Below are 26,368 nucleotides of genomic sequence, written 5' to 3'. Positions count from 1 at the left end.
TCATGGCTTGCTCTCTGCGGGCTTGACGGCGCCGGGATAGAGCTGTGCCGCGAGGTCGTGTGCTGCCTCCGCCGATCTCGGGCCGAGGCCAAGCAGGTAGAGGCCATCCATGGCGATGAACGCCTTGTTTGCGCCGGCGGGTGTTGCCTGCAATGCCGGCAGGGCAAAGGCCTGTTCGGCCGTCATGTGCATGGCGCCGCCATTCATGACGAGGACGATGTCCGGCTTGGCAGCGATGACGGCTTCGTCGCTGAGGGGCTTGTAGCCCTGCACATCGGAGACCGCATTGATGCCTCCGGCAAGCCCGATGATGGCATCGGCAGTAGTATGGCTGCCGGCGGCCATAACGCGACCATTGGCGAGCGACAGGGCGAACAGCACGCGCTTGCGGGGCTCGGGTAGTGCGGAAATCTCCGTTTCGAGCGTCTTCAGTTTGGCTTCGACGTCGGATGCGAGCTTTTCGGCTTCGCTGTCCTTGCCGATGGCTGCGCCGACAGCGCGGATCTTGTTGCCGATTTCTGAGGCTTCCGGTGGGGTCGAGATGGTGGCGATCGGAACGCCGCTCGCCTTCAGGATGGCGATTGCGTCTGCCGGACCGGAGCCTGCCTCCATCACGATAAGATCGGCCTTCTGGGAAAGCACGCCCTCGGCGGAGAGCTGTCGCATGTAACCGACGCTTGCCTTGTTCGCGGTATCGGCGGGATAGGTGCTCGTCGTATCGACGGCGACGAGGCGGTCACCCTGACCGAGTGCATAGATGATTTCCGTCGCGGTTCCGCCGACCGAAACGATACGCTTGGCATCGATGACGGGGGACTGGGCAAGTGCGGCGCCTGCGCCGGCGGCGAGCAGAAAAACGGTGGTCGCGAGGTGACGCGAAACAGTGGCAAGCGACATGGAAAAATCAGTCATTTCAATATCCTGTAATTCTGATTCCGTTTTCGTTTCGGGACGAACCGGCTGGTGCGGCAGGCCGAATTGCGTGCGAAATCGGTCGCTTGCGTAGCGACATTTAACTTGACTTTTATATGAAAGTTTTACTAGGAAGGCAACAGATCGGGTGCCAATGTTGTGCACCGATTTTCAATTGAAGGGCGGGCTGGAAAGCCGTCGCGGTTGGCCTGCCGGACGAAGAAGGGATTTGCTTATGTATATTGCTATGAACCGTTTCCGGGTTCTTCCGGGTTTCGAAGAGGCGTTCGAAGCGCAGTGGCGTTCCCGCCAGGGCCGTCTTGCCGAACTGCCTGGTTACATTGAGTTCCACATGCTGAAGGGACCGAAGGCGGAAGATCATACGCTCTATGCCTCCCACACCGTCTGGGAAAGCCAGGAGGCATTCGTTGCTTGGACCAAGTCCGAGCAGTTCCGCGCCGCCCATGCGCGTGCCGGCGAAAGCAAGGTGCAGTATCTTTCCGGCCCGCATTTCGAAGGCTTCGAAGTGATTATCCATGAAGATCGCGACGGCAAGCGCTCCGACGCAGAGGCTGCCTGAGGTTGACATGGAAGGGGCGCTGAATTCCATGGCCGAAAGGGCTGACCGGGCGCGTGCCGCTCTTGCGGAGAAACCGGATGGCGTGGTCGAGGCTATCGCCGCCACCGCCGGAGTAACGCCTGCCGATGTGCTGGCCGTACTTCCGGAAGGTGCAGCGGTGCTTGCGCCTGCAGATCGCTGGGACAGCATCTGGACGGATCTGACCGGTTGGGGCGAGGTCCTGCTGATCGTGCACACCGAAGACATCGTGCTCGAGGTGGAGGGCAGCCTTCCGGCCGGCAGCGAAGGTCACGGCTGGTTCAATATCCATGGAGACAGCCCGATCGGAGGCCATATCCGCAAGGAGCGCTGCACGTCGATCGCGTTTGTCGATCGCGGTTTTCATGGCCGCCGGTCCTGTTCCGTCTGGTTCATGAACGGCGAGGGCCGGGCGATGTTCAAGGTCTTCGTCCGGCGCGACGCCGAAAGGGCACTGATCGGCGAGCAGTTGCAGCGGTTCGAAGAGCTTCGGGCGAAGATCGCTGCCGTCTAATCGTTCGGAACATCTGACTGAAATCCATGCCGGTCCCGTGACAAAGCGGGGCCGGCATTTCATTTTGAGCTGCTGGTTACCGTTCTTTCTTTTGACTGAAACTGAAACTATTGTCCGCGCAAATCGCACAAGACCACTTAGGGAATTGACCTTGTTCCGTATTTGCCGCCGCCTCTATCCGCTTGCCATCGTCGCCTTGCTTGCCCTCTCTCCCGCTTTCCTGCCGGGCTGCGGTGGGCAGGTTCTGGCGCAGGACAACCTGTTGCAGCGTGACGATGCCATGGGCAATGCCGCGACGAAGATTGAGGAGACGCAGGCGCGACTCGATAATCTGGAGGCTCAGGTCGAGGCAAGGAAGACAGACGATTCGGCTCTGGTCGATATCAAGGCGCAGGTGGACAATCTTTCCCACGACCTCCTGCAGATTTCCGTCCAGCTTCGGCCGCGCCTGAACGACGTGACGACACGACTAACGCAGCTCGGTGAGGCGCCGAAGGACGGCCAGCCCGCCGAAGCTCCGGAGATCACGGAGGAGCGCAACAAGCTGAATGCCGAGCGGTTGCAGATCAATACGCTGACGGGGCAGGCGGAGGACCTGTCGATCCGTGGCACCAACCTCTCGAAGGCCATAACCGATATCCGCCGTCGGCTGTTCGCCGACCAGCTCTTTGAGCACACGGAGATTTCGGGCGAGGTCTTCGACGAAGCGCTGAGCTCGTTCTCGAACGAAATCAGCCGTTTCGGTCGGACCATATCCAGCTGGTATTCCTTTATCTGGAAGTTCAAGCGCGTGCCGTTCGGTACTGCCGTGATGCTGTCGCTGTCTCTGGCACTGGTGATGCTCTATGTGGAGTACCGGCTGTTTGGTTCGCTGATCAAACGCGATCCCGACAACAGGGACCCGGCCTATATGAGCCGGTTCTCTGTTGCCTTCTGGTCCACCATCCTGCCGGCCATGGCGCTCGGAGCCTTTCTTGGCGCGAGCTTCTTTTTCCTTGAAACCTTCAACGTGCTGAGGCCGGATATTTCGCCGATCGTTTCGGCCCTTTTCGGACTGGCCGGTCTCGTGTTCTTCGTCTCGATGCTGGCGCGGGCGGTTCTCGCCCCGAGGGCACCGAGCTGGCGTCTGGTCAGGCTTTCGGACAAGGGCGCGCGCGATATCAATATTGCGGTGGTGGCCATGGCGGTGGTCAATGGCTTCGACTACGTACTCGGCTCGATCAGCGAGACGCTGAGTTCGCCCGTCGTTCTCACCGTCATGAAGAGCCTCGTGTCGTCGGTGGTCGTCGGCATCATCATCTTCATCGTTTCGTTCCTGAGGCCCGTTCTCAGCGATAACAATGATCCGGCGGAAAGAGGCAGGCCCTGGCCGAAGGCCTTTGCCGTGCTGCTGAGGCTCATCGGTTTCGGCCTCGTCTTCGCCAGCGTCATCGGCTATGTCGGGCTGGCGCGCTTCCTTGCCACCCAGATCATCCTGACGGGCGCAGTCATCGCCACGATGTATATTGGCATTCTCTCCGGCAAGGCGATCTCGGCACCCAATCGCTTCGGCGAAACGCGGGTCGGGAAATATCTGGAGAAGCGTTTCTCGCTGTCGGCAATTGCGCTCGATCAGGCGGGCATGGTCGCCGGATTGCTGATCTATGCCTTCGCGCTGACAATCGGTATTCCGCTGATCCTGATTTCCTGGGGCTTCCAGCCCAGGGACCTGCAGCTCTGGTTCTACAACATCTTCACCGAGATCCATGTCGGAACCATCCGCATATCATTGGTCGGCATTCTTGGCGGTATCCTGCTTTTCAGCGTCGGTCTGGTTGTCACGCGCTGGTTCCAGAAATGGCTTGATGGTAGCATCATGGCGCGTTCGCAGGTCGATGCCGGCGTGCGTAACTCGGTCAAGACCGGTATCGGCTATCTTGGCACCGGGATTGCCGGCCTGATCGGCATTTCGGCGGCGGGCATCGATCTTTCTAGCCTTGCCCTCGTCGCCGGTGCTCTTTCCCTCGGTATCGGTTTCGGTCTGCAGAATATTGTCTCGAATTTCGTCTCGGGCCTCATCCTGCTGGTCGAGCGGCCGTTCAAGGTCGGCGACTGGGTGGCGACGGGCACGACGGAGGGCTTCGTTCGCCGCATTTCCGTGCGCGCCACGGAGATCGAGACGTTCCAGCGTCAGTCGATCATCGTTCCGAATTCCGAACTCATCAATGCTCCGGTCGGTAACTGGACACACCGCAACAAGCTCGGCCGCATCGAGATCCCGGTGGGCGTGAGCTATGACAACGATCCGCGCCGGGTGATGGAGTTGCTGTTGGAAATCGCCAATGCCCATCCCGACGTGCTGCGCAACCCCGAGCCGGTGGTGATGTTCAACGGCTTCGGCGCGTCGTCGCTTGATTTCGAACTTCGGGGCTTCGTCGCCGATGTCCTTGGGGGCCTGCCGGTCAAGAATGACCTGCGCGTCACGATCTTCGAGCGCTTCAAGGTGGAAGGCATCCAGATTCCCTATCCTCACCAGGATGTGCGTCTGCATATTGGTCGGGAGGAAAACAAAGCCGGATGGGGTCGGGGACGTAACAAAACCGAACTCCGCAATACTCCCGACCAGGAGGATGAAGACAAGATCTTGCCATGAACGTTGCGTTCAGGCTCTATTCAGCGGTGAAACGATAGAAGGGGGCAAGCTCGCACAGCCCGAGAATATCCCGGGTGCGGCGAAGCGCAACGAGAGGACGGTGCAGGCGCACCGAATTCGCATGAAAAAGATCATGGCGGCGACATTTCTTGTGCTCGGTCTGAGCAGCGGTGCCATCGCGGCGACGGTTACCAATGCCGGTTCCGGCGCCGTTGTTCTTGTGGTCGTGGAAAATGGCAATCGTATGGAAGTTTCGATCGATGCCGGGTCCTCGGAGAAGATTTGCCCCTCCGGCTGTTTCGTGACGCTGCCGAATGGCGACCGCGTCGGTCTGGAGGGTGGTGAAACCATCGAGATCAAGGACGGAGCGGCGACAATCCACTGAGGTATATCGTCTCATTTTCGCATATGCAGAACGCCCGCTTCGACGGGCGTTTTTTGTCTGTTTCAGGTCGGGGCACAGATAAAATGCTTCGAAACTGACAAGAGGCAGGAAAAGGGGCGGCAGTTGCAGTCCCTTTTTTATTGGGGATTAATCTCTGCATGTTTTTATGGCGCTGCCCAGAACATGATCGTTCTGCAAGTCGTCCAAGTGCAAGTCAAAAACAGTTTCTCAAGGTCAAAGGCGCATGGCTCTCCTCGGTATTTCCGGAATGCAATATTCCGGAGAAACATTTCCTGATGCTCGGATCATCGTTGCCGAAGATTCGAATGTTTTCACTTCCATGATCGGAACGCGCCTGAGGGAGCTATTCGGTATCAATGCGGAGATATGCCGCACCTTCGAAGACCTGCAGGCGGCAAACGAGCTGTCGCAGGAACCCGTGACCCTTGCCATTTCGAATATAAATCTGCCGGGGGCGGAGAATGGCGAGGCGCTGGAATATCTGATCGACCTCAATATCCCGACCGTCGTCTTTACTGGCACTTTCCAGGGAGAGATGCGTGAGAAGCTTCTCGCCAAGGACATCGTCGACTACATTCTGAAGGACAACATCTTCGCCGTGGAGATGCTGGCTGAGTCGGTCTATCGCTTCCTCACCAATCACCAGCATCACGTGTTGATCGTGGACGACAGCGCTACCGCGCGCGCCCTGCTTTCCAGCCGCCTGAAGCGGTACAATTTCCGGGTCAGCGTTGCCGACAGCGGTGCGAAGGCGCTGGAGATCCTCAAGGCCAATCCGGATATCGGCCTTGTCGTCACCGACTACAACATGCCCGACATCGACGGTTTCGAACTCACCCGGCGCATCCGTGCCGCCCGTGGTTCTCACGAACTGCGCATCATCGGGGTGTCGTCTTCGAACAACCGCCTGCTTTCTGCCCGTTTCCTCAAGGTCGGCGGCAATGATTTCATGCTGAGACCCTTTATTGATGAGGAATTCTACTGCCGCGTTAATCAGAATCTCGATACACTCATTCAGATACGTGCGGCGCAGAAGCGAAAATAGTCGCAGTCGTAATCGTTGTCCCGGTCGGATGTATATTGGAGCGACCGGGACGAACCGCAGCGCATACCATTCAGAATTCTTTTGTCCCTTTGAAAGTGCCTACAATGTCCTTGCCTGCCAACACGAACCTCCCGGATCCGGTCGATCAATCCCCGTATCGGAAGAAGGCGCATGTGCTGGTCATCGAGGATTCCCGGACTTTCGCGTCCCTGCTGTGCCACCGCTTCGAAAAGGAACATGGCTACAACGTCACCCATTGTGCGACGACCCGGGCGTTCCAGGAGGCTTCCGGCGGCGGTTCCCATTTCGACGTCGCGGTCGTCGATCTGACCCTACCGGATTCGCCCGACGGGCAGGTGCTCGATGAGGTCGTGGCACTGGGCATTCCCGCGATCGTGTTCACTGCCGACTTCAATCGCGAGATGCGTGAAAAGCTGGTTGAGCGCGGTGTTGCCGACTACGTGATCAAGAACAACGAACGGGCGGTCGACATGGTGATCACCGCCGTCGACAGGATCCTGGCGAACCGGCATGTACGAGTGCTCGTCGTTGATGATCTGGCTTCGGCGCGTCAGATGTTGACCGAGCTTCTGCGCCTGCAGCAATTTCAGGTTTTCGAGGCCTCGACCGGCAGCGAGGCCATGGGCATGCTGGAGGCCCATCCCGGCATTGAGCTGGTCATCACCGACTACAACATGCCTGACATGGACGGTTATGAGCTGACCCGGCGCATTCGACGCGCCCATGGTTCCGACCGTCTCAGGATTATTGGCATCTCGTCTTCCGCCGACCGCCTGCTGTCGGCGAGCTTCCTCAAGGCCGGCGCCAATGATTTCGTTTATCGGCCTTTCGTGGTCGAGGAACTGCAATGCCGCATCGGCCATAATGTCGAGACGCTGTCGCAGCTTCGGCAGTTGCGGCTTGCCGCCTTCAGCGACTACCTGACGGGCCTCAGAAACCGTCGGCATTTCTTCGATGAGGGGCCGGCCAAGGTTGCGAGCTGCCTGGAGCAGGGGCTGCCGTGCAGCATGGCCATGCTCGATATCGACCATTTCAAAAAGCTCAACGACACCTATGGCCACGAAATCGGTGACCGTGTTCTCAAGGCCGTGGCAACCAGGCTGCAGGCGCTGACCGAGGATACGGATTATCTTCTGGCACGACTGGGCGGCGAGGAGTTCGGCCTGCTGCTGAACGGTCTCGATTCCGTTGCTGCCAGCGAGTTCTGCGAGATGATCCGGCAGAACATCGCGGATCTCAAGGTGGCGCTGGATGACAACGACATCTCCGTTACCGCATCCATAGGCATCGCAGAGGTCGGGGGATTGGAGAATTTCTCCAACTATCTGAACGCCGCCGACCAGTTCCTTTATTTCGCCAAGCGTTACGGGCGAAATCGCGTCTATTCCGACAGCATGCTGCTTGAGTCGACGGCGCCAAACTGACGCCATCACGGCCTGCGCTCAGTCGCGCAGCCGCAATTCGTCGGTTCGCATCTGCAGGGACGCGAGTGTCGAGAGGAAGCTCATGCCGAGCAGGCTCTGGTCGAGCTGGCCTTTCTCCATGACCGAAGCTTCCACATCCCTTCGAACGATGGGGCCGAGAGCCACCTGACGAAGGCGAACCTGTGCGGCCAGAGCGCGGCCATTGGCTGTCATAATTGCCCGGTTGAAGACGAGGCCGGACATGTCGACACCGATGCGCTGGGCGTCTTCGTAACGCAAGGCGACGGTGCTTGCTCCCGTGTCGATCATCACGTCCACAGGCACGGAATCGATGTCGATAGTCGTTTCGAAATGGCCGCCGCGGGTCTTGTGAAGAATCACCTCCGGCTGGCCGTCGATACCGGTGGCGATCACCGCCCGCCCGGGAATCAGTCCCGCTGTCAGTCGCGACCCCATAGACCTGAGGTCATCCCGATAAAGATAGCCGGTGACGAGCGTCAGTATGATGAGTACCCACAGCATCAGTTGTCGAGCGCTTTCTCCGAGGGAACGCCGGCTTGCCAGAATGCCGGCGGAAAGCATGACCGCGAAGGGAAGCAGGCTGATGAAGCTGGCGAAGTCGCCATTGGCCATTCCGAAGCTGCGTCCGCTATCCTGATTCAGCAGGAGTACGACAAGACCGAAGGCAAGTATGGCAAGGACGATGACGAGGCGCATCAACCGTTCTCGCGTTCACGCGTCATCCGCGCGCGGCGGGTTTCGCGCCGGGGCTTGCGTTCGACGGTTTCGAGCCGGGCCGGCAAGCCCTCCATGATGGAGCGCCGTTCCTGATCGGTATAGCCAATCCATCCCGCGATTTCGTCACGCGTGCGGCCGCAACCGAAGCAATAGCCGGTCTTCATGTCGATAGAGCAGACGAGAATGCAGGGTGATTCCATGAGCATACCTTGTTCCCTTTTTTATATCGGTCCTCTAGGCAGTCATGGCAAGGGCAACGAGGGTGGCGATTTCCGCGACCTGCTGGCTGGCGCCGATGGTGTCGCCCGTATGTCCTCCGAGTTTTCGGCGTACATGAGCAGTAAAGCCCGCAGTCAGCAGGATACCGGCCAGCAGCGCGATCATGGTGGCAAACAGCGAGGATGCGGGCAGGAGGAGTGCGAGGGATATGAGCAGTCCGGACATCAGTGCGACGTGCCGTGCTCCCGGCTCCGGCTTGCCTGCGGATGCCGCGACGCCGCCGGTGCGGGCCGGCGGAAGCGCCGACCAGTGCCAGACCATCAGCGCCCGGCTTGCCGCGGCTGCACCGAGGAGGCAGGCCGCTGCGGCAACCGGCGTTGCGGCGCCGGCTATCTGGGCGAGGGCGGCGGCCCGCATGCCAATGGCCACCACGATGGTCACGGCGCCATAGGAGCCGATGCGGCTGTCCTTCATGATGGCGAGCGCGTGTTCCCGGTCACGTCCGCCGCCGAGGCCGTCGGCTGCGTCCGAAAGGCCGTCTTCGTGCAGGGCGCCGGTGACGACGAGAAGGACTGCGATGGAGAGGAATGCGGCAAGCAGTGGCGTCGCATGCAGGGCAAGCGCTGCGGCAAACGTCAGCGCCGGGGGCAGGGCGATCAGCACTCCTGCTAGCGGAAAGGCACGCACCGTGCGGGACAAGGCTCCGTCATGGCCTTCGAAGAATCGGGAGGGAACCGGCAGCCTGCTCAGGAAGGCGATCGACCGCGCTGTATCGGTCAGGTAGTCGCTGAAGATCATCGGCTCTGCTTGCTCCATGTCAAAGACGACGGCAAACAGCGCTTTTTCGGTTGTTGCGGGTCGACGGGGTCAGTATTAGAGGCAAAACCGATTTCCGAGAAGACCACAAGGATCTCTGCCGATGACCGTGACCGGCCTGCCTTTCGATGATTTCCGTGTCCTGCTGCGCGAATTGCCCGGCCCCGATACGGCTGCGCTGGTTGCCGCGCGTGATCGTGACCGGCAGCTGACCAAGCCGCCGGGCGCTCTCGGCCGCCTTGAGGAGATCGCCATGTGGCTCGCCGCCTGGACCGGTCGTTCGCCGGCGGTCAATCGCCCGCTCGTTGCGATCTTCGCCGGCAACCACGGTGTGACGAAGCACGGGATCACGCCCTATCCGTCCTCCGTGACCCAGCAGATGGTGGAGAATTTCGCGGCCGGTGGTGCGGCGATCAACCAGATCTGCGCCACCTATGACCTCGGGTTGAAGATCTTTGATCTGGCGCTCGACTACCCGACGGGCGACATCACCTGCGAGCCGGCGCTGTCCGAGCGCGATTGCGCTGCCACCATGGCTTTCGGCATGGAGGCGATTGCCGGTGGCACCGACCTTCTGTGCATCGGCGAGATGGGCATCGGCAACACGACCATCGCAGCCGCCATCCATCTTGCGCTCTATGGCGGCACCGCCGAGGAATGGGTCGGCCCCGGAACCGGTTCCGAGGGCGAGGTGCTTCGCCGCAAGATCGAGGCGGTCAACGCTGCTGTCGAATTCCACAAGGACCACCTTGATGATCCGCTGGAAATCATGCGCCGCCTTGGTGGTCGCGAGATCGCCGCCATGGCTGGCGCCATCCTTGCCGCCCGCATGCAGAAGATTCCAGTCCTGATCGATGGTTACGTCGCGACCTCGGCTGCGGCTCTGCTGAAGGCTGCCAATCCTTCCGCGCTCGACCATTGCCTGATCGGTCATGTTTCCGGCGAGCCCGGTCACCTGAAGTCGATCGAGAAGCTTGGCAAGACGCCGCTTCTGGCGCTCGGCATGCGGCTCGGCGAAGGCACCGGTGCGGCACTTGCCGCCGGTATCGTCAAGGCTGCTGCGGCCTGCCACTCGGGAATGGCGACTTTCGCGTCGGCCGGGGTGTCCAACAAAGAATGACGCGTAACGACGAAAACCAAGAGCCGGCCAGCGAGACCTTCGAGAAAAAGACGGGGGTCGCGCACCTCTTTGCTGCCGGCCAATATTCCATGCAGGGTTTCCGACGGCTGGTACAGGAATCCGCCTTCCGGCATGAGTTGCTTGCGCTTGGTGCCGGTCTCGTGCTGTTTGCCATCGTCGGCGCGAGCCTTGTCGAATTCCTTGGTTTCGTCGTGCTGATGGCTATCCTGTTTTCGATCGAGGCGCTCAATACGGCCATCGAGGAATTGGTCGACCGGATCTCTCCGGAGATTTCGACCGTTGGCCGCAACGCCAAGGACCTTGGTTCATTTGCCGTTTTCTGCCTGCTGGTGGCAAACGGGCTTTACGTAACCTATGTCGTCATCTTCCGGGCTTTTATCGATTGAGCGATGCCGAATCGCCTGAATTGTTCAGGCGAAATGGCGCCGGCGCGGTTCGACCGCATGGGCCTCGGTGACGGCAGGCAGGCTTTCGAGCACGCGTCTTGCCGGCAGGATCGCAATCACTTCCGTGCCTTCGCGCAGCTTTGACTTCAGCTTGAACTCACCGCCGTGCTTGGCGAGGATCGCCTGCACGATGGGGAGACCAAGGCCGGTGCCCTGTTCGGCGCTCTTGATGGCGATGGAGCCCTGACCGAAGGCTGAGAGCACGACGGGGATTTCCTCCTCGGGAATACCCGGACCGTTATCGCGGATCGAGACGTACTGTCCGCCGCCGGCCGTCCAGCCGACCTTGACGCGGATTTCGCCGTTCTGCGGTGTGAATTTTATGGCGTTGGACAGCAGGTTGAGGATGACCTGCCGAATGGCCTTTTCATCGGCCCACACACTCGGCAGTTTCGGTTCGAACTGCTCGTCGATGCTGATGTTCTTCGCCTTGGCGCGAAGCTGGACCATGCCCACGCAGTCTTCCGCGAGCTCCAGCAGGGAGACAGTTTCCTCGTTCAGGTCGTATTTGCCGGCCTCGATGCGCGAAAGGTCGAGAATCTCGTTGATGAGATCGAGCAGGTGCTGGCCGGAGCGATGGATATCGCCCGAATATTCCTTGTAGAGCGGGTTGTTCAGCGGGCCGAGAACCTCCGTCGCCATTACCTCGGAAAAGCCGAGAATGGCGTTCAGCGGTGTGCGCAACTCATGGGACATCGACGCAAGGAAGCGTGATTTTGCGAGGTTGGCTTCTTCGGCGCGGCGGCGGGCCTCGTCGGAAAGCGACTTCGCGACCTCCAGCTCAGCAATCAGGTCGTCCTTTTCTGTCTGGAAGGAGAGCAGCTTGACGTTTGTCTGGTAGAGACGGCCAGTGATGTAGATGAAGAAGACGAGGGCGGTTGTGAACATCGCCGTCAGGCCGATGTCCAGCACATCGCGGCTGCCTGCGGCGTTGTAAACGAGGGCTGCGACAGTCGGGAGGAAGCCGAAAAGCACGGCCTGTCTCAGCAGCATGTTCGACATTGCCGTGATGGACAGCACGATCAGCAGCACGGCGCCCTTGTAGAAGATGAAGGCATCGCCTTCGCAGGCGGAACAGGCCTGAAGCGAGAAAAGCGCCCAACAGACGCCCATTGCAGCCTGACCCGCCAGCAGGCGCCGCCGCCATTTGACGATGTTTTCGACCGAGAAGGACTGCGATGCTGCCCGGCGGGTGATGACGATGTTGAGCGCATGGACGACCAGTGTCAGCAGTGTCCACATCACCAGGTTCGCCTGGTGGCTTATATAGGTGCCGATACCGGTGACCATAAGGACGATCATCGGTATAACCGCAGCGGCCTGCAGTGTGGCGCTAACATGCATGCCGAGCATTTCGCTTTCGAACTGGGGGATGCCGCCGTTCGATTGCAACCGTTCACGAGTCGTGCGAACAGCCTTCGCGACAGCCTTGTTGCGATGGCTGCGCGAGAGGTCGACGATATTCTTGTCCGTCGATGTCGATACGCCTGTACTCATATTTCGGAAATTCATGTCTCCTTGGTGACGCGAGCTTAATAGTCATTTCTTAAGAAGATACTGTCGAAAAAGGTTTTGTTTGCCATGATCGAAAAGGTTTCGTTTTCGAAATGGGCCGAAATGTGAAGCGTTCATGGCGTATTTTGCGGGATTTTGTCGTCGGTTTCTGCATGCTGGTGCTCGGCCTGCTGATCGTGGCGAAGCTTGAGCGGCGGCAGGAAACGGAATTTTCCGGACGCTTTTTCGTTGTCGATGGAGATACGCTTGCGCTCGGCCATGACAGGTTGCGGCTTGAGGGTATCGACGCGCCGGAGGCCGGTCAGTCCTGCGGGGAGGCAGCTGCTGTCTGGGATTGCGGAGCCGCTTCGCGAACGAGGCTTGCGGAAATCGCTGAGATGAAGGCCCTTACCTGTCGGGGCAGTCAGACGGATCGCTATCGGCGTCAACTCGCGCGTTGCCGAACCTCGGCGGATGGCGATGTGGGGGCCATGCTGGTCGGCGAGGGGCTGGCGGTTGCCTATGGGGATTACGAGGCCGAAGAGGCGAAGGCGCGGCGCGAGCGGCTTGGGGTCTGGGGAGGGCCGTTCACCCGGCCTCAGGAGTGGCGGCGCATCCACCGGGCGGAGGAGCCTGAACCAGCTGTCGACTTTTTCGCTTTTCTCCGTCAGTGGCTCGGTGTCAACTGAGGCATGGTCACGAGTCCCGGTACAAAGCCTTCACAAATTTTTCCAACGAGCAGGTCTTTCTATGGCCACGCCTGAAGAACTGCAGCATGCCATAGCGAGCTGTCGGATCTGTCGTGACTGTCCGGCGGGCGGGGAGGCTAAACGACTGCCTCATGAGCCGAGACCGGTCGCCTATCTCTCCGCGACGGCGCGAATCCTGATTGCCGGTCAGGCGCCCGGAATGAAGGTTCACCAGAGCGGCATTCCGTTCAACGACGCTTCGGGCGACCGGTTGCGGCAATGGCTGAATGTTGGCCGTGACGTGTTTTATGACCGGTCCCGTTTTGCGATCGTGCCTATGGGGTTCTGTTTTCCAGGTTATGATGCCGAGGGGCATGACCTGCCGCCCAGGCGTGAATGTGCGCCGCAGTGGCGGTCGACGGTGATCGCGGCAATGCCGCAGGTCGAGCTGGTTTTGGCGATCGGCCAGTATGCCCAGACCTGGCATCTCGGCAGCAGGCGGCGCAAGACGATGACGGAAACGGTCGAGCATTGGCGCGACTTTCTGCTCGCCAATACGGAAGGGCCGAAAGTTCTGCCCCTGCCGCATCCGAGTTGGCGCAACACCGCCTGGCTGAAGCGTAATCCGTGGTTTGAGGCGGACGTCCTGCCCGTCCTGCGTCGGGAAGTGGATAGGCTTGCAACCTGAAACAATTTTCTTTGCTTTAAGGATTTTTCCTTTATATGGAGAATAATATTCGAAAGGTGAGAGCATGGATCGACTCGACAGAAAAATTCTCCGTATCCTTCAGGAAGACTCCACACTGGCCGTCGCCGATCTCGCCAAGAAGGTCGGCCTGTCGACGACCCCCTGCTGGCGCCGTATCCAGAAGATGGAGGAAGATGGTGTCATCCGTCGCCGCGTCGCTCTGCTCGATCCTGCAAAGGTCAACACGAAGGTCACCGTTTTCGTGTCGGTGCGCACTTCGAGCCACTCGATAGAATGGCTGAAGCGTTTTTCCGAAGTGGTCGCGGAATTCCCCGAAGTGGTTGAATTCTATCGCATGAGCGGCGATGTCGATTATCTCCTGCGCGTCGTCGTGCCGGATATCGCCGCCTATGATGCCTTCTACAAGCGGCTCATCGCCAAGATCGAGATCCGTGACGTGTCCTCTGCCTTCGCCATGGAGCAGATCAAGTACACGACGGAACTGCCGCTCGACTACATGCTGATCGACAACCAGAAGTCCTCGGAAGACTGAGAGGTCGCGCTTAGGCGCCCTTCAGGGCTTGAGCTTCGCGAGGATCTTGTCGCTGGACAGTTCGCGAAGCGCATCCTTACCGATCCATCGCGCAGTCCTGTCATCGCTGGCGGCCAGCTTTTCCGCCAGCACCAATGCGGGACCGTGGCAGCTCCGATTGCGCTTGCCGATATTGCGCAGAGCCCAGTTCACGGCTTTCTTCACGAAATTGCGCTCATCGCCTGCATGACGTTCGATCAGCGGCAGGTAGGCTATCACGGCCTCATTCGGCTCGCTTCTGTTGTGAACCGTCGCCCCGGCGATCATGGAAAAGGCGGTACGGCGCACGAATTCCCGGTCGTCTTCGGCGAATTGCTTGATGAGTTCGCGCCAGTAAGGGGTTTCCGTCAGGAGATCGGCTGCTGCATCGACGATTTCCCAGGAGGCAAAGTCCGCGGCCCAATCCTCCACCTCGGCCTTGGTCATGACCTTGGGATCGGCGGTGTAGATTGCCAGCATGCGTGCCTCACGCAGGCCCGTCTTCCAGAGTTCAAGGGCGCGGCCGTGGTCGCGCCCGATCGATTTCGCCAATTTTTGCAGGTCGGGATTGGAGATGCCGAGCGCGGTTTCCGTTGCAATCCCGAAGCGCGACATGCCCTCGACATTGCTATCGCTGCGCAGCGTTTGAAGATGCGCAACGATTTCCGATGTCGTGGCAGCGCGCGGGAGCGTCATTTTTCGAGCCGGGCGAGAAGCGAGGAGGTATCCCAGCGATTGCCGCCGAGCTTCTGCTGAACCTCGCCGTAGAACTGGTCGACCAGTGCAGTGACCGGAAGGTTCGCGCCGTTGCGGCGTGCCTCGGTGAGGACGATGTCGAGGTCCTTGCGCATCCAGTCGACGGCGAAGCCGAACTCGTACTTGCCCTCGTTCATGGTCTTGTGGCGGTTCTCCATCTGCCAGGAGCCGGCAGCGCCCTTGGAGATGACTTCCACAACCTTTTCAATGTCCAGGCCGGCTTTCTTGCCAAAGTGAATCCCCTCGGCGAGGCCCTGAACGACACCTGCGATGCAGATCTGGTTGATCATCTTGGTGAGTTGGCCGGCGCCGACCGGGCCCATCAGGCCGACCATGCGGGCATAGGCGTCGATGACCGGCCTGACCTTTTCGAAGGTGACTTCGTCGCCGCCGCACATGACCGTGAGTACGCCGTTTTCTGCACCAGCCTGTCCGCCCGAGACCGGGGCATCGATGAAGTTGCAGCCCTTGGCGCTCGCGGCAGCATGAAGTTCGCGCGCCACTTCGGCCGAGGCCGTGGTGTTGTCGATCAGGATGGCGCCGGCCTTCATGCCGGAAAGCACGCCGTTCTCGCCGATCGTTACCGAACGCAGGTCGTCGTCATTGCCGACGCAGGTGAAGACGAAATCGGCATCGGCTGCTGCTGCGGCCGGCGTCGGTGCGGCGCGGCCGCCGAATTCGGCGGCCCATTTCTCGGCCTTTGCGGCGGTACGGTTATAGACCGTTACCTCGTGGCCGCCCTTGGTCTTAAGATGTCCCGCCATCGGGTATCCCATGACGCCCAAACCGATAAATGCCACTTTTGCCATGCTGTTCTCCTAAGCTTGTGCCTTTCGATTAACGGAAGAATGGCACGCGGGAAAGGCTTTTGGGTCTGACAGGCCGGGAAATTGCGAGCGGATTGCGTGTCCGCTGCCTGTGGTGAGCCGATATTAACCAGCGACTGCGGGCTGATCGTTTCTCACACGCAACTAGCGCATCGGCCCGAAAATCGGAATCGATTTTCGGAAAGCTCGATGCGTGGATTCAAGATGTTGGAGCGTCCCTTGTGCGTCCAAATGGACGCACGGCGCTCTAATCGGCGACCTGCTGTCGAATCGATGTTTCGAGCCAGTCGACGAAGGCAGTGGCGGGTTTCGAAAGGTGATCGAAATCGCGGGCGACGATCCAGAAGGCGCCGAAGGGCAGGGCGTGGTCGAACAGCTGCACCAACGATCCGTTCTGCATTGCTTCTTCCGCATGAAGGCGGTCCACCAGCGCGATGCCATCCCCGCGCAAGGCACCCTGAAGCACCAGCGCGCTGTCGGTATAAACGGGACCGGCCGGCACCTTGGTGCGGACGCCCACCCCAGAAAGCCAGTTCTGCCAGTTGTCGCGGTTTTCTTCGTGAAGTATCGGACGGCCGAGGATGTCCCTGGCCGTCAAGATGGGCGGGCCGGACGAGAGAAGGCCCGGGGCCGCAACGGCGACCAGCATGACGTCGATCAATCTGCGCGCTTCGGTGCGCGGCCATGCGTCACGGTCGATGCTGTGCCTGATGGCGATTTCGGCTCCGCTGTTCCTGAAATCGATCAGGCGCTGATCGGAGTCCACAGTGAGGTCGATATCGGGATAGGCGGCGTTGAAGCGGCGAAGGTTCGGCGCGAGCCAGCTTGAGGCAAAGCCCGGCTCGCTGCTGATCACCAGTGCATGCCGCCGTGGCTCTCCAGCGATCTCGTCCAGCGTGATAGCAATGCTGTCGAAGGCCGTCGTCAGGCTTTCCAGCAGCTGGCGGCCTGACAGTGTGAGTGTCACCCGCCGATGACCGCGTTCGAAGAGCGGTTTTTCGAGGATCGTCTCCAGTTCGCGGACCTGCCGGCTGATGGCGGCCTGCGAGACATAAAGTTCCAGAGAGGCCGCGGTGAAGCTTCCGAGACGGCCCGCCGCCTCGAAGCTTCTCAATGCCGTCAGGGGCAGGCGACCACGCTTCATCCATAACCTCAAGTCAATTGAGGTGCACGATAAGCTCGTTTGAGAAGAGGGCGCAAGTGGGTTGAGATGGCGGGCAAAGGAGAAAATGCCATGCCCACCATCATCGAAATTTATCTCGAACTCATTCGTATCTTGACGTTCCAACCGTCTGGCCAGTCATCCGGTATCAGCCGCTCGCGGTGCCATGAGTATCCGGACGAATACTGGGTCGATCACGCTCCCGTCGTAGAGGAGGAGAAAGTCGGTACGAAGAATGTCAGCCGCGCAGGCGTGCGATCACCAGATGTCCGGGTGTCGGATGGCCGTCTTGCATGCGCACGTTGATCTCGGAGATTTCCACCAGTTCGAAGCCGGTGGCAGTGAGCCGTTCGCGGACATAGGTTTCCGCATGGGCGAAGCGCTGGTGCGGGCCGACCATATAGGGGCGGCCGGCCATGACGTTCTCGGGCAGTGTCTCGGAGGAGAAGACGAAGATGCCGCCCTCGACCATGTTTTCAGCCGTACCGAAGAACAGCGGCTCCAGGGCACCAAGATAGGGCAGGACGTCGGTCGCGGTGACCAGGTCGAAGGGCTCGTCGTCGTTATCTTCAAGGAAATCCTCGACCTCGGCGACGTAGAGGGTCTCGTAGAGATCCTTTTCATGGGCGATTTCGACCATGTTTTCGGAGATGTCGAGACCGGTAATGTCTTCCGCCATGTCCCGCAGGGTTCCGCCCGTCAGGCCGGTTCCGCAGCCGAGGTCCAGCATGCGCTTGAAGGGGCCGAGGCCGAGCTCCTGCAGCCGCTGGCGAACAAGCACCGGCACGGCATAGCCGAGCTGCTCGACAAGAATATCCTCGAAGGCTTCCGCATGTTGGTCGAACAGGGTTTCGACATAGGCATCCGGCGCCTTGGGCGGCGCGTCGCCGCGTCCGAGCGATGCGATACGAACCGAGGCGCCGCCATGGTCTTCCGGATCGATCGCCAGAACTTCCTCATAGGCTTTTACGGCTGCGTCGATGTCGCCGGCCTTTTCGAGCGCGAGCGCACGGTTATACGCTTCCGCCAGGGCTTCTTCGTCAATCTTGGCCATTGCATACCGCTCCGCTGCATCCGACCACCGCCAGCCGGCAGCCATTTTCGACTGCCTCTAGCCGTTCGGGCCGTCATTTGCAATCAGCGCGGTATTTCTACTGCCGTCAGTGCAGGATGAACTCGCCTTTCAGGGCGCGCCATTCGTTTGCCGCGATCATCTTCTTGTGCACGTAGCGGACCGAATGCAGCGGGCCGTCCAGCTTCTCCTGCCAGAATTGCAGGAATGTCCGCATCTCCGGAAAATCCGGCGCCAGATCGTAATGCTGCCAGATGTAGGTCTGGAGGAATGTCGGGTGGTCGGGAAGGCGATAGAGTATCTGGGCAGTCGTCAGGCCGTAGCCCTTGAGCATAAGTTCCATGTCCTGGTTCATCGCAACCTCGTTTTGTTCCCACTTTGAAGGAACCGGGGCCGGCGGTTTTCCGCTTCGGCGAGGCCGGTGGCCGTGCCGTGAAACACGGTTAACAAAACAATAAGACTATCAGCCTTAATCGAGGCTTAACAAAACTGTCATGATCGGATTTTTTCCATTTAAAACAGAGTGTTGGCAGCCTCGATGGAAGAGTGCTGCCAACGATGTTTCCGAGCGGAAAAGGCGGTTCAGCGTTTCAGGTGCCGCGTCAGGCGGGCTTCCATCCATCCCCATGCGTGACGCATGGCTTCAACAATCGACAGGTAGAATACTGCCGCCCAGAGGTAAGCCTGATAGTCGAAGGTGCGCGAGAAGGTGTAGCGGGTCTGTCCCATCAGGTCGAGAACGGTGACGACCGCGACGACGGCCGATCCCTTGATCATCAGGATGATCTCGTTGCCATAGGGGCGAAGCGCGACGATCAGCGCCTGCGGCAGGATGATCTTCCAGAACGTCACCGAGGGCGGAAGACCGAGTGATTTCGCGCCTTCCGTCTGTCCGCGCGGCACGCTCTGGATCGCGCCGCGCAGGATCTCGGCCTGATAGGCGGCGGTATTGAGCGTCATGGACAGAAGCGCGCAGTTCCACGCTTCGCGGAAGAACCACCAGAGGCCGACGGACTCGATTCCTGTCCGGAACGATCCGACGCCGTAGTAGATCAGATAGATCTGGGCGAGCAGCGGCGTGCCGCGGAAAAGGTAGACATAGGCGTAGGAAACAGAGTTCAGCACCCGGTTTTTCGACATGCGGGCATAGGCGATCGGTGCCGATAGGATTGCTCCCAGCAGGACCGAGACGACCACGAGGATAACAGTCGTGAGAAGGCCGGACAGATAACGCGGTCCGTATTTGACGAACTTGTCCGTGTCCCAGTTGGAGATCATCATGTAAACAAGCCCGGCTGCGAGCAGAAGCCAGATGGCCAGTCCCGCGACGCCGATGATATGGCTCTTCGTGACGCGGCGCGATACCTGCGGAGGCGCGGGGCGCGGCGGGATGAGTTCGCTGACATGGCTCATCGGGCTGCCTCCGAACGTCTGGTCGAGCGGTCGATTGCGCTGATGACGATCGACGACAGCATGGCCAGAACGAGATAGAGCGCGCAGGCGAGTACGTAGAACACGAAAGGTTCCTTGGTCACCTTGGCGGCGACGCCCGTCTGGCGGAGGATGTCGGTCAGGCCGATGACGGAGACGAGGGCCGTGTCCTTGAGGAGGTTCATCCAGAGATTGCCGAGGCCAGGCAAGGCGATGCGAATGAGCTGGGGCAGGATCACGAGGCGCATGGTGGTGACGCGCCGCAGGCCAACGGCATCGCCCGCCTCATACTGCCCATTGGGAATGGCGCGGAATGCCGAGAGCAGGACCTCGGAGCAGTAGGACGAAAACACGACGGAAAGCGCGATCATGCCGGCGACGAAGGCGTTGATCTCGACGCGTTCGTCGTAACCTATCCATGCCAGCAGTCCCTGAATCACCATCTGGACGCCGTAATAGATGATGAAGAGCGTCAGCAGTTCGGGCAGGCCGCGGAAGATCGTGGTGTAGATGCCGCCCGCCAGCCGCAGCGCCCTGTCCTGCGACTGCATGGCCAGAGCCACCAGAAAGCCGATCAGCAGGCCGAAGGGCAGGGTGGCCAGCGCCAGCGTGACCGTTACCTTGACGCCGAAGGCGATCTCATCGCCCCAACCTGCGATACCGCAGGAAACCAGCGATGATCCACCGAAGAGGGAATATATCCCAACCGGTCCGCAGAACGGATCGAACGCATATTGAGTCCAGGACCACAATGATCCGAGGGCGGAAAACACTCCGCTCATGCCAAAATTCCCCTTGGCGGTTTGTACCGCGTCTTATTTTTCCGGTTTATCCGGATATGAGAATGGCGGAAGAACGCGTCTTCCGCCATCCATGACTTCAGTTTTTCAGGGGATCAATCGCCGTAAACGTCGAAATCGAAGTACTTGGCGTTGATTTCCTTATACTTGCCGTTTGCGCGAATGGCTGCGATCGCGGTCGTGAACTTGTCGGCAAGCGCGGTTTCGCCCTTGCGGACAGCAATGCCTGCGCCGGCGCCGTTGATCTCGGGGTCGATCGGCAGCGGGGTGAGGATCTTGCAGCAGGAGCCGGCGTCGGACTTCACCCATTCCGAAAGCACGACGATATCGTCGATGACGGCGTCGACACGACCGCCCGAGAGATCGAGCTTGTATTCGTCGGCCGTCGGATAAAGCTTCAGCTCGGAATCGGGCATGTGCTTTTCAGCGTAATTCGAGTGGGTGGTCGAGGACTGCGCGCCGAGTACCTTGCCCTTCAGTTCCTCGACCTTGGTGATCGGGGAATCCTTCGGCACGGCGATCGCCGGCGGGGTGTTGTAGTACTTCTTGGAGAAGTCGACCTTCTCGAGGCGTTCCGGCGTGATCGACATCGAGGCGATGATCGCGTCGAACTTCTTGGCCTGAAGCGCCGGGATGATGCCGTCCCAGTCCTGGGTCACGAATTCACAGGTGACTTTCATCTCATCGCAGAGCGCCTTGGCAATGTCGATGTCGAAGCCAACGAGCGAGCCGTCCGATTCGAGGTTGTTGAAGGGCGGGTAGGCGCCTTCGGTTCCGATGATCAGCTTGTCTTCAGCCATTGCGGAGCCGGCAAAAAGCGACAGCGCGGCGATCGAGGCAGCAGCAAGAAAACGGGTGGCGATACGCATGAAGATCCTCTCTGTTGGTTGTCCGCGCGGTTGTGATGCCCGCGCTGAACCGGAAAGTACGGCATTCCGAATGCCGAACCTGAGGCGATATTCCTACCCTTTTCTCCCGAAAATCAACAGTAAACACGTAACTGTCGCAAAAATTGCATGAGCAAGCCCTTTTGTTACAGTCTCAGGGAATCAGCGGCTGAACGAGAAACCTGAAGTGTAACGCGCGAACTTTTTCGTTCAGCCAAGGTTAATTTGCCGAAAATTAGGTTCTGTCCGATCGGGAGCGGGGGAGAACGGCACCGACACAAAATTGCCGTTTCGACAATGCTTCTCCCAGACCCGCGTGGAGACACGCTTCGTAAGGAAGGTGATATGAAGTTGAGATCTAAACTGTTCGCGACGGTCGCGTTGCCGGTCCTGTCGGCCGCGGTCATGGTGGAGCCGGTATCGGCTTCGGCCGTTTCCCGCGCTGCGGATCAAGCCGCCCGTTCGGCAATCGAACAATCCGGTGTTCTCGTTGCCCAGGCTGCCGTGACCTGCAGCGACGGCAGCCAGGCTGCCGATCAGTCCGCCTGCGATGCTATCGACGCCCAGCGCGCGGCCGAGCAGAAGGCAGCAGAGGAAGCGCAGCGCGCGGCCGAGCAGCAGGCCGCCGAAGAAGCACAGCGCGCCGCCGAACAGCAAGCCGCCGAAGAAGCCCAGAAGGCCGCTGAACAGCAGGCTGCCGAAGAAGCCCAGAAGGCTGCCGAGCAGCAGGCCGCCGAAGAAGCCCAAAAGGCTGCCGAGCAACAGGCTGCCGAAGAAGCCCAGAAGGCCGCCGAACAGCAGGCCGCCGAGGAAGCCCAGAAGGCCGCTGAACAGCAGGCAGCCGAAGAAGCCCAGAAGGCCGCTGAACAGCAGGCCGCTGAGGAAGCCCAGAAGGCTGCCGAGCAGCAGGCCGCCGAAGAAGCCCAGAAGGCTGCCGAGCAGCAGGCCGCCGAAGAAGCCCAGAAGGCTGCCGAGCAGCAGGCCGCCGAAGAAGCCCAGAAGGCTGCCGAGCAGCAGGCCGCCGAAGAAGCTCAAAAGGCGGCCGAGCAGAAGGCAGCCGAAGACGCTCAGAAAGCCGCCGAACAGCAGGCCCAGCAGCCTGCTGCTGCCGAGGCCGTTACCTGCACCGATGGTTCGCAGGCTGCTTCGGCTGACGCATGCCCGCCGGCACAGACAGCCGCCCCGGCGGAACAGGCTCCCGCGGAACAGCCGCAGACCGAGCAGCCCAAGCAGGATACGACGCAGGGTGAAGCGCCCGCGCAGCCGCAGACCGATCAGTCCGCTGGTCAGCCTGCCGGCGAACCGGTGCAGGATGGACAGGCCGTTGGCGAGCAGGTCGTTGTTCCAGCTGTGGAGCCGCCTGCCGAGGTCGTGGTTCCTGAAGTCGTTGATACCCGGACCGAAGAACAGAAGCAGCAGATCGCCGAGGATCCGGCGAAGACCGCCGAAACCGTGGTTCTTCCGGTCGATAACGGTGCCGCCGTGCTCGATAGCGACAAGGATGCGGACAACAGCGGCCAGGCCGATGTTCGCGATGTCCGCACCCAGGCCCGCGAGGAAACTCCAGTTGCTGCTCCGCCGGAAAGCGATGCCGCCGCACAGGCCGACGCTCCGAAGTTCGAGGCGAAGGTGATCGAGGCCGCCGCCGAGGAAAAGGGCAAGCAGCTTAATGCCGCCCCGACTTTCCAGGTCCCGACGACCGTGGTCAACAACATCACGAACGTCACCAATGTGACCAACGTGACGAACAACACGACCAATAATACGACCAACAACAATCACGTCACGAACAACGTTCAGAACAACGTGGTCAATCAGGTCAAGGTTATCGAGCAGATCGACAACCGCACCGTCATCAACGTCGGCAATCAGGTCGTCGTTCGTGGCGACGACCGTCCGCGCCTGCGTTATGATGCTCAGGAGACCTATTACGAGCAGCTGTCGCGTGGTCGCTCCCGCGAGACGATCGAACGTGGCGACGGCTCGCGTCTGGTCACGATCTATAACCGTTACGGCGACATCATCCTGCGTTCGCGCTTCACGCCGGATGGCGAGGAATATGTGCTGGTCTACTCGCCCGAAGCCGACAGCGAACATCCGCGTGTTTATGTGGATGTCGGTTATGATCTGCCGCCGATGCGCCTGACCGTTCCCGTCAACGACTATATCGTCACGATGTCGAACGCGCCGGATCGCGATTACTACGATTTCCTCGCCCGTCCGCCAGTCGAGCGCGTCGAGCGTGTCTACTCGCTGGACGAAGTGAAGTCGTCGGCCCGTCTGCGTGACAAGGTGCGTCGTATCGACCTCGATACGATCACCTTCCCCTCAGGGTCGGCGGAAGTGCCGCTCGCCCAGGCGAAGACGCTGCGCAAGGTGGCCGATGCGATGCAGAAGGTTCTCCAAAAGGACCCGGGCGAGGTCTTCCTCATCGAGGGGCACACCGACGCCGTGGGCTCTGACCGTTCGAACCTCGTGCTTTCGGACCAGCGCGCCGAGACCGTAGCGAACCTCCTGACCGAGGTTTACGGCATCCCGCCGGAAAACATGTCGACCCAGGGCTACGGTGAACGCTACCTGAAGATCCGCACGCAGGTTGCCGAACAGCAGAACCGCCGCGTGACCATCCGTCGCGTAACGCCGCTGGTTCGCCCCGCAGGCGTCGCCAACCGCTAAACGGTGGATCGATTGAAAAGAAAGGCCGCCGGAGACGATCCGGCGGCCTTTTCATTTGGGGACCCTGGGTGCTGACAAAGGTTATTGCCTGGGCGGCAGGCCCGTGATGCCGGCGATGAAATCGGCGATCGCATTTGTGTCGTCGAGATCGAAGACGGGGAGGGTTGTATCGTCCACAGGATGGTCGGCGGCGATGGCGACGATGTGCGGATCGGACGGCGCGAGCGGCTCGCGCTTTGCCGCTTCCAGTCGTCGGGCTTCGATCTTCGGAACTGCTTCCCGCTTGTAGCCCTCGATGAGGATCAGGTCGCAGGGGGCGATGCGGGTGACGATCTCGTCGAATGACGGTTCGGGTGCGCCGCGCAGTTCGTGCATGATGGCGTAGCGGGTTCCCGACACGATCGCCACCTCGTGGGCTCCGGCCTGACGGTGGCGGTAGCTGTCGGCGCCGACCTTGTCGATGTCGAAATCATGATGGGCATGCTTGATGGTCGAGATATGGTAGCCGCGCCGGGTGAATTCCTCGACCAGGCGCACAGCCAGTCCCGTCTTGCCCGAATTCTTCCAGCCGGAAATTCCGAAGATGCGTGGTCCGCCTGTCGGCTTTTCCTCTGTCATGGGCGGCGTTCCTTCAGGATTTGTTCGGCGCGGGCGAGGTCATCAGGCGTGTTGACGTTGAAGAACGGGTCGAGAGGGCCTGATGCGGTTTCGACCGGCGGGAAATCGACGGTCACGGAGGGATAGCCGGTAATGAAGGACTGAAGCTTGCGGTTATCCGGGTCGCCCAGCCATTCTTCAAGATCATCCGCCAGCGAAATGGGCCAGAGAGCGACGACCGGATGGATGCGGCCGAGCGAGGTCGCAACGACGATCCGCCCCGGCTCGATGTTGGCCGTCATTTTCGCGGTCAGGTCCACTGGCAGGAAAGGTGTGTCGGCGGGGACAGTCAGCAGATGGGATGCCTCTGGCATGCTTTCCCGCGCATGGATCAACCCGGCCAGAACGCCTGCGAGGGGGCCGGCGTGGCCGGGAACGGTGTCCGGCAGCACAGGGATGCCTATTTCGGGAAGAGCGCCCGGCGGGGCATTGACGGCGAGGCTTGACACCTGCGGTCTCAAGCGGTCGACGACATGGGCGATCATCGGCTTTCCGGCGAGGTTGACCACCGTCTTGTCCCGACCCATCCGCCGCGAAAGGCCGCCAGCAAGGATCAGCGCCGGGAAAGACTGTGCTGTCTGCGGCTCGCTCATGGCCTCTTTGCCTTTACAGGGGGGATCCCGGCTGGGACTGCTGTCCGACCGGGTTTCTGATCTTGCGCTTGTTCTCGCGATAGAAGGTGTAGAGGCCGGAGCCGATGACGATAGCTGCGCCGGTCATCATCCAGGCGTCGGGAACTTCGCCGAAGAGGACCATTCCAAGCACGACCGCCCAGAGCAGGCTCATGTAGCGGAAGGGAGCGATGAATGAGATTTCGCCGGTGCGCATTGCCATGATGATGGATTGATAGCCGACAAAGAGCAGGACGGAGGCGAGCGCCAGCGTCGCAAAATTGGTCCCGCTGACCGGCTGCCAGCCGCCAAACGGCACGACAAGCACTGCGCCGGTCAGGGTGATGCCAACTGCGGTGGAAAGCGTCACGCTGAGTGAGGGGATGGCCGTGTCGATCTTCTTTGTCACCAGGTCGCGGGACGCCGCGAAGAATACGCTCAACACCACGTAGATTGAGGCATGGGTGAAACCTTCCGGGCCGGGGCGGATGATGATGAGCACGCCAATGAAGCCGACGATGATCGCCGTCCATCGCCGCCAGCCAACCGGTTCACGGAGAAACAGCGCGGCCCCGAGCGTCACAGCGAGCGGCAGCGATTGCAGGATTGAGGATGCATTGGCGAGCGGCATCTGCCTCAGGGCGCTGAGATAGGCGATGGTCGAAAGCGTTTCGCAAAGGATGCGCAGCAGCACCAGCGGTTGGATGAGCGAGCGGATATGGACAAGCGCTCCCATCCGGCGGGCGATCAGATAGACCAGCATCGTCGTCATGACACCGCGCAGGAGCATGATCTGCCCGACATTCATATAGGGCGTTACCGCCTTGGTCAGTGCGTCGTTGATGGTGAAGCCGGCCATGGAGGCCGCCATCAGCAGGGCGCCCTTAGTATTGCTGGACAGAGCCATTGAAGAATCCTGAGAAGCTGGAGGCCCCTTCTATCCGAAGTCGGTTGTGGCGGATACCCGGTTTTCCACACAGGAAAACTCTCCGAAGCGCTAAAAACGCGTCGATACTTAAGAAAGCGGAGGCGAGCTTAACGATTGTTCAAGTTTGTGGCGGGACAGTTTCGCAATCCCCGCCTGTTGCGGATTCGGCCCGCCTCGCCGGGCATAGATCATGATACGCCAGAAGAT

The 26,368-nt window shown here is 60.3% G+C and carries 28 protein-coding genes; 12 read left to right on the top strand and 16 right to left on the bottom strand.

The genetic code is table 11. From position 1 onward, the window contains the following. The gene (locus NBH21_RS07540; RefSeq protein ID WP_425340399.1) at window positions 1–897 is read right to left on the bottom strand and encodes a heme/hemin ABC transporter substrate-binding protein; all 897 of its coding nucleotides are present in this window, start codon (window positions 895–897) and stop codon (window positions 1–3) included. 250 nt (window positions 898–1,147) lie between these two features. On the opposite strand from NBH21_RS07540, the gene hmuQ reads away from it, so the two are divergent. The 6 genes from hmuQ to NBH21_RS07510 all read left to right on the top strand — a co-directional run bounded on the left by hmuQ (window position 1,148) and on the right by NBH21_RS07510 (window position 7,552). Then, complete coding sequence (gene hmuQ, locus NBH21_RS07535; protein WP_250916085.1) at window positions 1,148–1,492, top strand: heme-degrading protein HmuQ; 345 nt, start codon at window positions 1,148–1,150, stop codon at window positions 1,490–1,492. 7 nt (window positions 1,493–1,499) lie between these two features. Next, window positions 1,500–2,024 (top strand): heme utilization cystosolic carrier protein HutX, encoded by a 525-nt coding sequence (gene hutX / locus NBH21_RS07530; protein WP_250916418.1) that lies wholly within the window; start codon window positions 1,500–1,502, stop codon window positions 2,022–2,024. Window positions 2,025–2,175: 151 nt separating this feature from the next. After that, complete coding sequence (locus tag NBH21_RS07525) at window positions 2,176–4,656, top strand: mechanosensitive ion channel family protein (RefSeq protein WP_250916086.1); 2,481 nt, start codon at window positions 2,176–2,178, stop codon at window positions 4,654–4,656. 133 nt (window positions 4,657–4,789) lie between these two features. Further along, window positions 4,790–5,041: a hypothetical protein gene (locus NBH21_RS07520; protein ID WP_250916087.1), complete on the top strand. Its 252-nt coding sequence runs from the start codon at window positions 4,790–4,792 to the stop codon at window positions 5,039–5,041. 244 nt (window positions 5,042–5,285) lie between these two features. Continuing rightward, a complete protein-coding gene (locus NBH21_RS07515) occupies window positions 5,286–6,107 on the top strand; it encodes a response regulator (RefSeq protein WP_250916088.1) in 822 nt (273 codons plus the stop codon). 104 nt (window positions 6,108–6,211) lie between these two features. Beyond that, on the top strand, window positions 6,212–7,552 hold the full coding sequence (locus NBH21_RS07510) for a diguanylate cyclase domain-containing protein (protein WP_250916089.1): 1,341 nt from the start codon (window positions 6,212–6,214) through the stop codon (window positions 7,550–7,552). 18 nt (window positions 7,553–7,570) lie between these two features. Here NBH21_RS07510 and NBH21_RS07505 read toward each other — a convergent pair whose 3' ends face one another. Genes NBH21_RS07505 through NBH21_RS07495 form a run of 3 tightly spaced genes read right to left on the bottom strand, consistent with a single transcriptional unit; the run spans window position 7,571 to window position 9,307 of the window. Next, entirely contained in the window at window positions 7,571–8,272 is a 702-nt protein-coding gene (locus tag NBH21_RS07505; protein WP_250916090.1) for a TIGR02281 family clan AA aspartic protease, read from the bottom strand. Beyond that, window positions 8,269–8,490, bottom strand: coding sequence for a DUF1289 domain-containing protein (locus NBH21_RS07500; RefSeq protein ID WP_250916419.1), 222 nt, complete (start codon window positions 8,488–8,490; stop codon window positions 8,269–8,271). Before NBH21_RS07500 ends, NBH21_RS07505 begins: the two co-directional genes overlap by 4 nt. A gap of 34 nt (window positions 8,491–8,524) precedes the next feature. After that, window positions 8,525–9,307 (bottom strand): adenosylcobinamide-GDP ribazoletransferase, encoded by a 783-nt coding sequence (locus tag NBH21_RS07495; protein WP_250916091.1) that lies wholly within the window; start codon window positions 9,305–9,307, stop codon window positions 8,525–8,527. 121 nt (window positions 9,308–9,428) lie between these two features. On the opposite strand from NBH21_RS07495, the gene cobT reads away from it, so the two are divergent. Together cobT and NBH21_RS07485 are read left to right on the top strand one after the other, a co-directional pair. Further along, window positions 9,429–10,445, top strand: coding sequence for a nicotinate-nucleotide--dimethylbenzimidazole phosphoribosyltransferase (gene cobT / locus NBH21_RS07490; RefSeq protein WP_250916092.1), 1,017 nt, complete (start codon window positions 9,429–9,431; stop codon window positions 10,443–10,445). Beyond that, window positions 10,442–10,852 carry a diacylglycerol kinase gene (locus NBH21_RS07485; RefSeq protein ID WP_250916093.1) on the top strand — a complete coding sequence of 137 codons (411 nt, stop codon included), beginning with the start codon at window positions 10,442–10,444 and terminating at the stop codon, window positions 10,850–10,852. Before cobT ends, NBH21_RS07485 begins: the two co-directional genes overlap by 4 nt. Before the next feature lie 24 nt (window positions 10,853–10,876). Here NBH21_RS07485 and NBH21_RS07480 read toward each other — a convergent pair whose 3' ends face one another. Then, window positions 10,877–12,409, bottom strand: coding sequence for a sensor histidine kinase (locus NBH21_RS07480; protein WP_250916094.1), 1,533 nt, complete (start codon window positions 12,407–12,409; stop codon window positions 10,877–10,879). A gap of 122 nt (window positions 12,410–12,531) precedes the next feature. Between NBH21_RS07480 and NBH21_RS07475 the strand changes: the two genes are divergently transcribed. The 3 genes from NBH21_RS07475 (at window position 12,532) to NBH21_RS07465 (ending at window position 14,336) form a co-directional block, all read left to right on the top strand. Further along, window positions 12,532–13,095, top strand: coding sequence for a thermonuclease family protein (locus NBH21_RS07475; RefSeq protein ID WP_250916095.1), 564 nt, complete (start codon window positions 12,532–12,534; stop codon window positions 13,093–13,095). A 61-nt stretch (window positions 13,096–13,156) separates the two neighbouring features. After that, the gene (locus NBH21_RS07470) at window positions 13,157–13,783 is read left to right on the top strand and encodes a uracil-DNA glycosylase family protein (RefSeq protein WP_250916096.1); all 627 of its coding nucleotides are present in this window, start codon (window positions 13,157–13,159) and stop codon (window positions 13,781–13,783) included. A gap of 64 nt (window positions 13,784–13,847) precedes the next feature. Next, window positions 13,848–14,336: an Lrp/AsnC family transcriptional regulator gene (locus tag NBH21_RS07465; RefSeq protein WP_099058128.1), complete on the top strand. Its 489-nt coding sequence runs from the start codon at window positions 13,848–13,850 to the stop codon at window positions 14,334–14,336. 21 nt (window positions 14,337–14,357) lie between these two features. On the opposite strand, the gene NBH21_RS07460 is transcribed toward NBH21_RS07465, so the two are convergent. The 8 genes from NBH21_RS07460 to NBH21_RS07425 all read right to left on the bottom strand — a co-directional run bounded on the left by NBH21_RS07460 (window position 14,358) and on the right by NBH21_RS07425 (window position 21,271). Continuing rightward, window positions 14,358–15,050, bottom strand: coding sequence for a DNA alkylation repair protein (locus NBH21_RS07460; RefSeq protein WP_250916097.1), 693 nt, complete (start codon window positions 15,048–15,050; stop codon window positions 14,358–14,360). Then, complete coding sequence (locus NBH21_RS07455) at window positions 15,047–15,919, bottom strand: NAD(P)-dependent oxidoreductase (RefSeq protein WP_250916098.1); 873 nt, start codon at window positions 15,917–15,919, stop codon at window positions 15,047–15,049. Before NBH21_RS07455 ends, NBH21_RS07460 begins: the two co-directional genes overlap by 4 nt. Window positions 15,920–16,184: 265 nt before the next feature. After that, window positions 16,185–17,081: a LysR substrate-binding domain-containing protein gene (locus NBH21_RS07450; protein ID WP_250916099.1), complete on the bottom strand. Its 897-nt coding sequence runs from the start codon at window positions 17,079–17,081 to the stop codon at window positions 16,185–16,187. Window positions 17,082–17,337: 256 nt separating this feature from the next. After that, window positions 17,338–18,153: a class I SAM-dependent methyltransferase gene (locus tag NBH21_RS07445; protein WP_250916100.1), complete on the bottom strand. Its 816-nt coding sequence runs from the start codon at window positions 18,151–18,153 to the stop codon at window positions 17,338–17,340. A 106-nt stretch (window positions 18,154–18,259) separates the two neighbouring features. Further along, window positions 18,260–18,526: an usg protein gene (locus NBH21_RS07440; protein WP_099058124.1), complete on the bottom strand. Its 267-nt coding sequence runs from the start codon at window positions 18,524–18,526 to the stop codon at window positions 18,260–18,262. Between the two features lie 227 nt (window positions 18,527–18,753). Then, the gene (locus NBH21_RS07435) at window positions 18,754–19,584 is read right to left on the bottom strand and encodes an ABC transporter permease (protein ID WP_250916101.1); all 831 of its coding nucleotides are present in this window, start codon (window positions 19,582–19,584) and stop codon (window positions 18,754–18,756) included. Continuing rightward, window positions 19,581–20,384, bottom strand: a complete 804-nt coding sequence (locus NBH21_RS07430; protein ID WP_250916102.1) for an ABC transporter permease — start codon at window positions 20,382–20,384, stop codon at window positions 19,581–19,583. Before NBH21_RS07430 ends, NBH21_RS07435 begins: the two co-directional genes overlap by 4 nt. A gap of 113 nt (window positions 20,385–20,497) precedes the next feature. Beyond that, on the bottom strand, window positions 20,498–21,271 hold the full coding sequence (locus NBH21_RS07425; protein WP_250916103.1) for an ABC transporter substrate-binding protein: 774 nt from the start codon (window positions 21,269–21,271) through the stop codon (window positions 20,498–20,500). Between the two features lie 363 nt (window positions 21,272–21,634). On the opposite strand from NBH21_RS07425, the gene NBH21_RS07420 reads away from it, so the two are divergent. Continuing rightward, on the top strand, window positions 21,635–23,965 hold the full coding sequence (locus NBH21_RS07420; RefSeq protein WP_250916104.1) for an OmpA family protein: 2,331 nt from the start codon (window positions 21,635–21,637) through the stop codon (window positions 23,963–23,965). An 81-nt stretch (window positions 23,966–24,046) separates the two neighbouring features. Here NBH21_RS07420 and mobB read toward each other — a convergent pair whose 3' ends face one another. Genes mobB through NBH21_RS07405 form a run of 3 tightly spaced genes read right to left on the bottom strand, consistent with a single transcriptional unit; the run spans window position 24,047 to window position 26,140 of the window. Next, window positions 24,047–24,583, bottom strand: coding sequence for a molybdopterin-guanine dinucleotide biosynthesis protein B (mobB, locus tag NBH21_RS07415; protein WP_250916105.1), 537 nt, complete (start codon window positions 24,581–24,583; stop codon window positions 24,047–24,049). Then, on the bottom strand, window positions 24,580–25,215 hold the full coding sequence (mobA, locus tag NBH21_RS07410; protein ID WP_250916106.1) for a molybdenum cofactor guanylyltransferase MobA: 636 nt from the start codon (window positions 25,213–25,215) through the stop codon (window positions 24,580–24,582). The genes mobB and mobA overlap by 4 nt, the downstream gene beginning before the upstream one ends. Window positions 25,216–25,228: 13 nt before the next feature. Further along, on the bottom strand, window positions 25,229–26,140 hold the full coding sequence (locus NBH21_RS07405; RefSeq protein ID WP_250916107.1) for a DMT family transporter: 912 nt from the start codon (window positions 26,138–26,140) through the stop codon (window positions 25,229–25,231). Window positions 26,141–26,368 lie beyond the last annotated feature (228 nt).

Source organism: Ciceribacter sichuanensis, from assembly GCF_024055605.1.
Classification (GTDB): Bacteria; Pseudomonadota; Alphaproteobacteria; order Rhizobiales; family Rhizobiaceae; genus Allorhizobium; species Allorhizobium sichuanense.
This window is presented reverse-complemented; position numbering and strand designations above follow the sequence as displayed.

Bases quoted from the DNA above. Each gene is read 5' to 3' on its own strand.
- NBH21_RS07540 (WP_425340399.1), bottom strand. From the start codon at position 897: ATGTCGCTTGCCACTGTTTCGCGTCACCTCGCGACCACCGTTTTTCTG.
- hmuQ (WP_250916085.1), top strand. From the start codon at position 1,148: ATGTATATTGCTATGAACCGTTTCCGGGTTCTTCCGGGTTTCGAAGAG.
- hutX (WP_250916418.1), top strand. From the start codon at position 1,500: ATGGAAGGGGCGCTGAATTCCATGGCCGAAAGGGCTGACCGGGCGCGT.
- NBH21_RS07520 (WP_250916087.1), top strand. From the start codon at position 4,790: ATGGCGGCGACATTTCTTGTGCTCGGTCTGAGCAGCGGTGCCATCGCG.
- NBH21_RS07515 (WP_250916088.1), top strand. From the start codon at position 5,286: ATGGCTCTCCTCGGTATTTCCGGAATGCAATATTCCGGAGAAACATTT.
- NBH21_RS07510 (WP_250916089.1), top strand. From the start codon at position 6,212: ATGTCCTTGCCTGCCAACACGAACCTCCCGGATCCGGTCGATCAATCC.
- NBH21_RS07500 (WP_250916419.1), bottom strand. From the start codon at position 8,490: ATGGAATCACCCTGCATTCTCGTCTGCTCTATCGACATGAAGACCGGC.
- NBH21_RS07495 (WP_250916091.1), bottom strand. From the start codon at position 9,307: ATGATCTTCAGCGACTACCTGACCGATACAGCGCGGTCGATCGCCTTC.
- cobT (WP_250916092.1), top strand. From the start codon at position 9,429: ATGACCGTGACCGGCCTGCCTTTCGATGATTTCCGTGTCCTGCTGCGC.
- NBH21_RS07485 (WP_250916093.1), top strand. From the start codon at position 10,442: ATGACGCGTAACGACGAAAACCAAGAGCCGGCCAGCGAGACCTTCGAG.
- NBH21_RS07480 (WP_250916094.1), bottom strand. From the start codon at position 12,409: ATGAGTACAGGCGTATCGACATCGACGGACAAGAATATCGTCGACCTC.
- NBH21_RS07470 (WP_250916096.1), top strand. From the start codon at position 13,157: ATGGCCACGCCTGAAGAACTGCAGCATGCCATAGCGAGCTGTCGGATC.
- NBH21_RS07465 (WP_099058128.1), top strand. From the start codon at position 13,848: ATGGATCGACTCGACAGAAAAATTCTCCGTATCCTTCAGGAAGACTCC.
- NBH21_RS07460 (WP_250916097.1), bottom strand. From the start codon at position 15,050: ATGACGCTCCCGCGCGCTGCCACGACATCGGAAATCGTTGCGCATCTT.
- NBH21_RS07455 (WP_250916098.1), bottom strand. From the start codon at position 15,919: ATGGCAAAAGTGGCATTTATCGGTTTGGGCGTCATGGGATACCCGATG.
- NBH21_RS07450 (WP_250916099.1), bottom strand. From the start codon at position 17,081: ATGAAGCGTGGTCGCCTGCCCCTGACGGCATTGAGAAGCTTCGAGGCG.
- NBH21_RS07445 (WP_250916100.1), bottom strand. From the start codon at position 18,153: ATGGCCAAGATTGACGAAGAAGCCCTGGCGGAAGCGTATAACCGTGCG.
- NBH21_RS07440 (WP_099058124.1), bottom strand. From the start codon at position 18,526: ATGAACCAGGACATGGAACTTATGCTCAAGGGCTACGGCCTGACGACT.
- NBH21_RS07435 (WP_250916101.1), bottom strand. From the start codon at position 19,584: ATGAGCCATGTCAGCGAACTCATCCCGCCGCGCCCCGCGCCTCCGCAG.
- NBH21_RS07430 (WP_250916102.1), bottom strand. From the start codon at position 20,384: ATGAGCGGAGTGTTTTCCGCCCTCGGATCATTGTGGTCCTGGACTCAA.
- NBH21_RS07425 (WP_250916103.1), bottom strand. From the start codon at position 21,271: ATGCGTATCGCCACCCGTTTTCTTGCTGCTGCCTCGATCGCCGCGCTG.
- NBH21_RS07420 (WP_250916104.1), top strand. From the start codon at position 21,635: ATGAAGTTGAGATCTAAACTGTTCGCGACGGTCGCGTTGCCGGTCCTG.
- mobB (WP_250916105.1), bottom strand. From the start codon at position 24,583: ATGACAGAGGAAAAGCCGACAGGCGGACCACGCATCTTCGGAATTTCC.
- mobA (WP_250916106.1), bottom strand. From the start codon at position 25,215: ATGAGCGAGCCGCAGACAGCACAGTCTTTCCCGGCGCTGATCCTTGCT.
- NBH21_RS07405 (WP_250916107.1), bottom strand. From the start codon at position 26,140: ATGGCTCTGTCCAGCAATACTAAGGGCGCCCTGCTGATGGCGGCCTCC.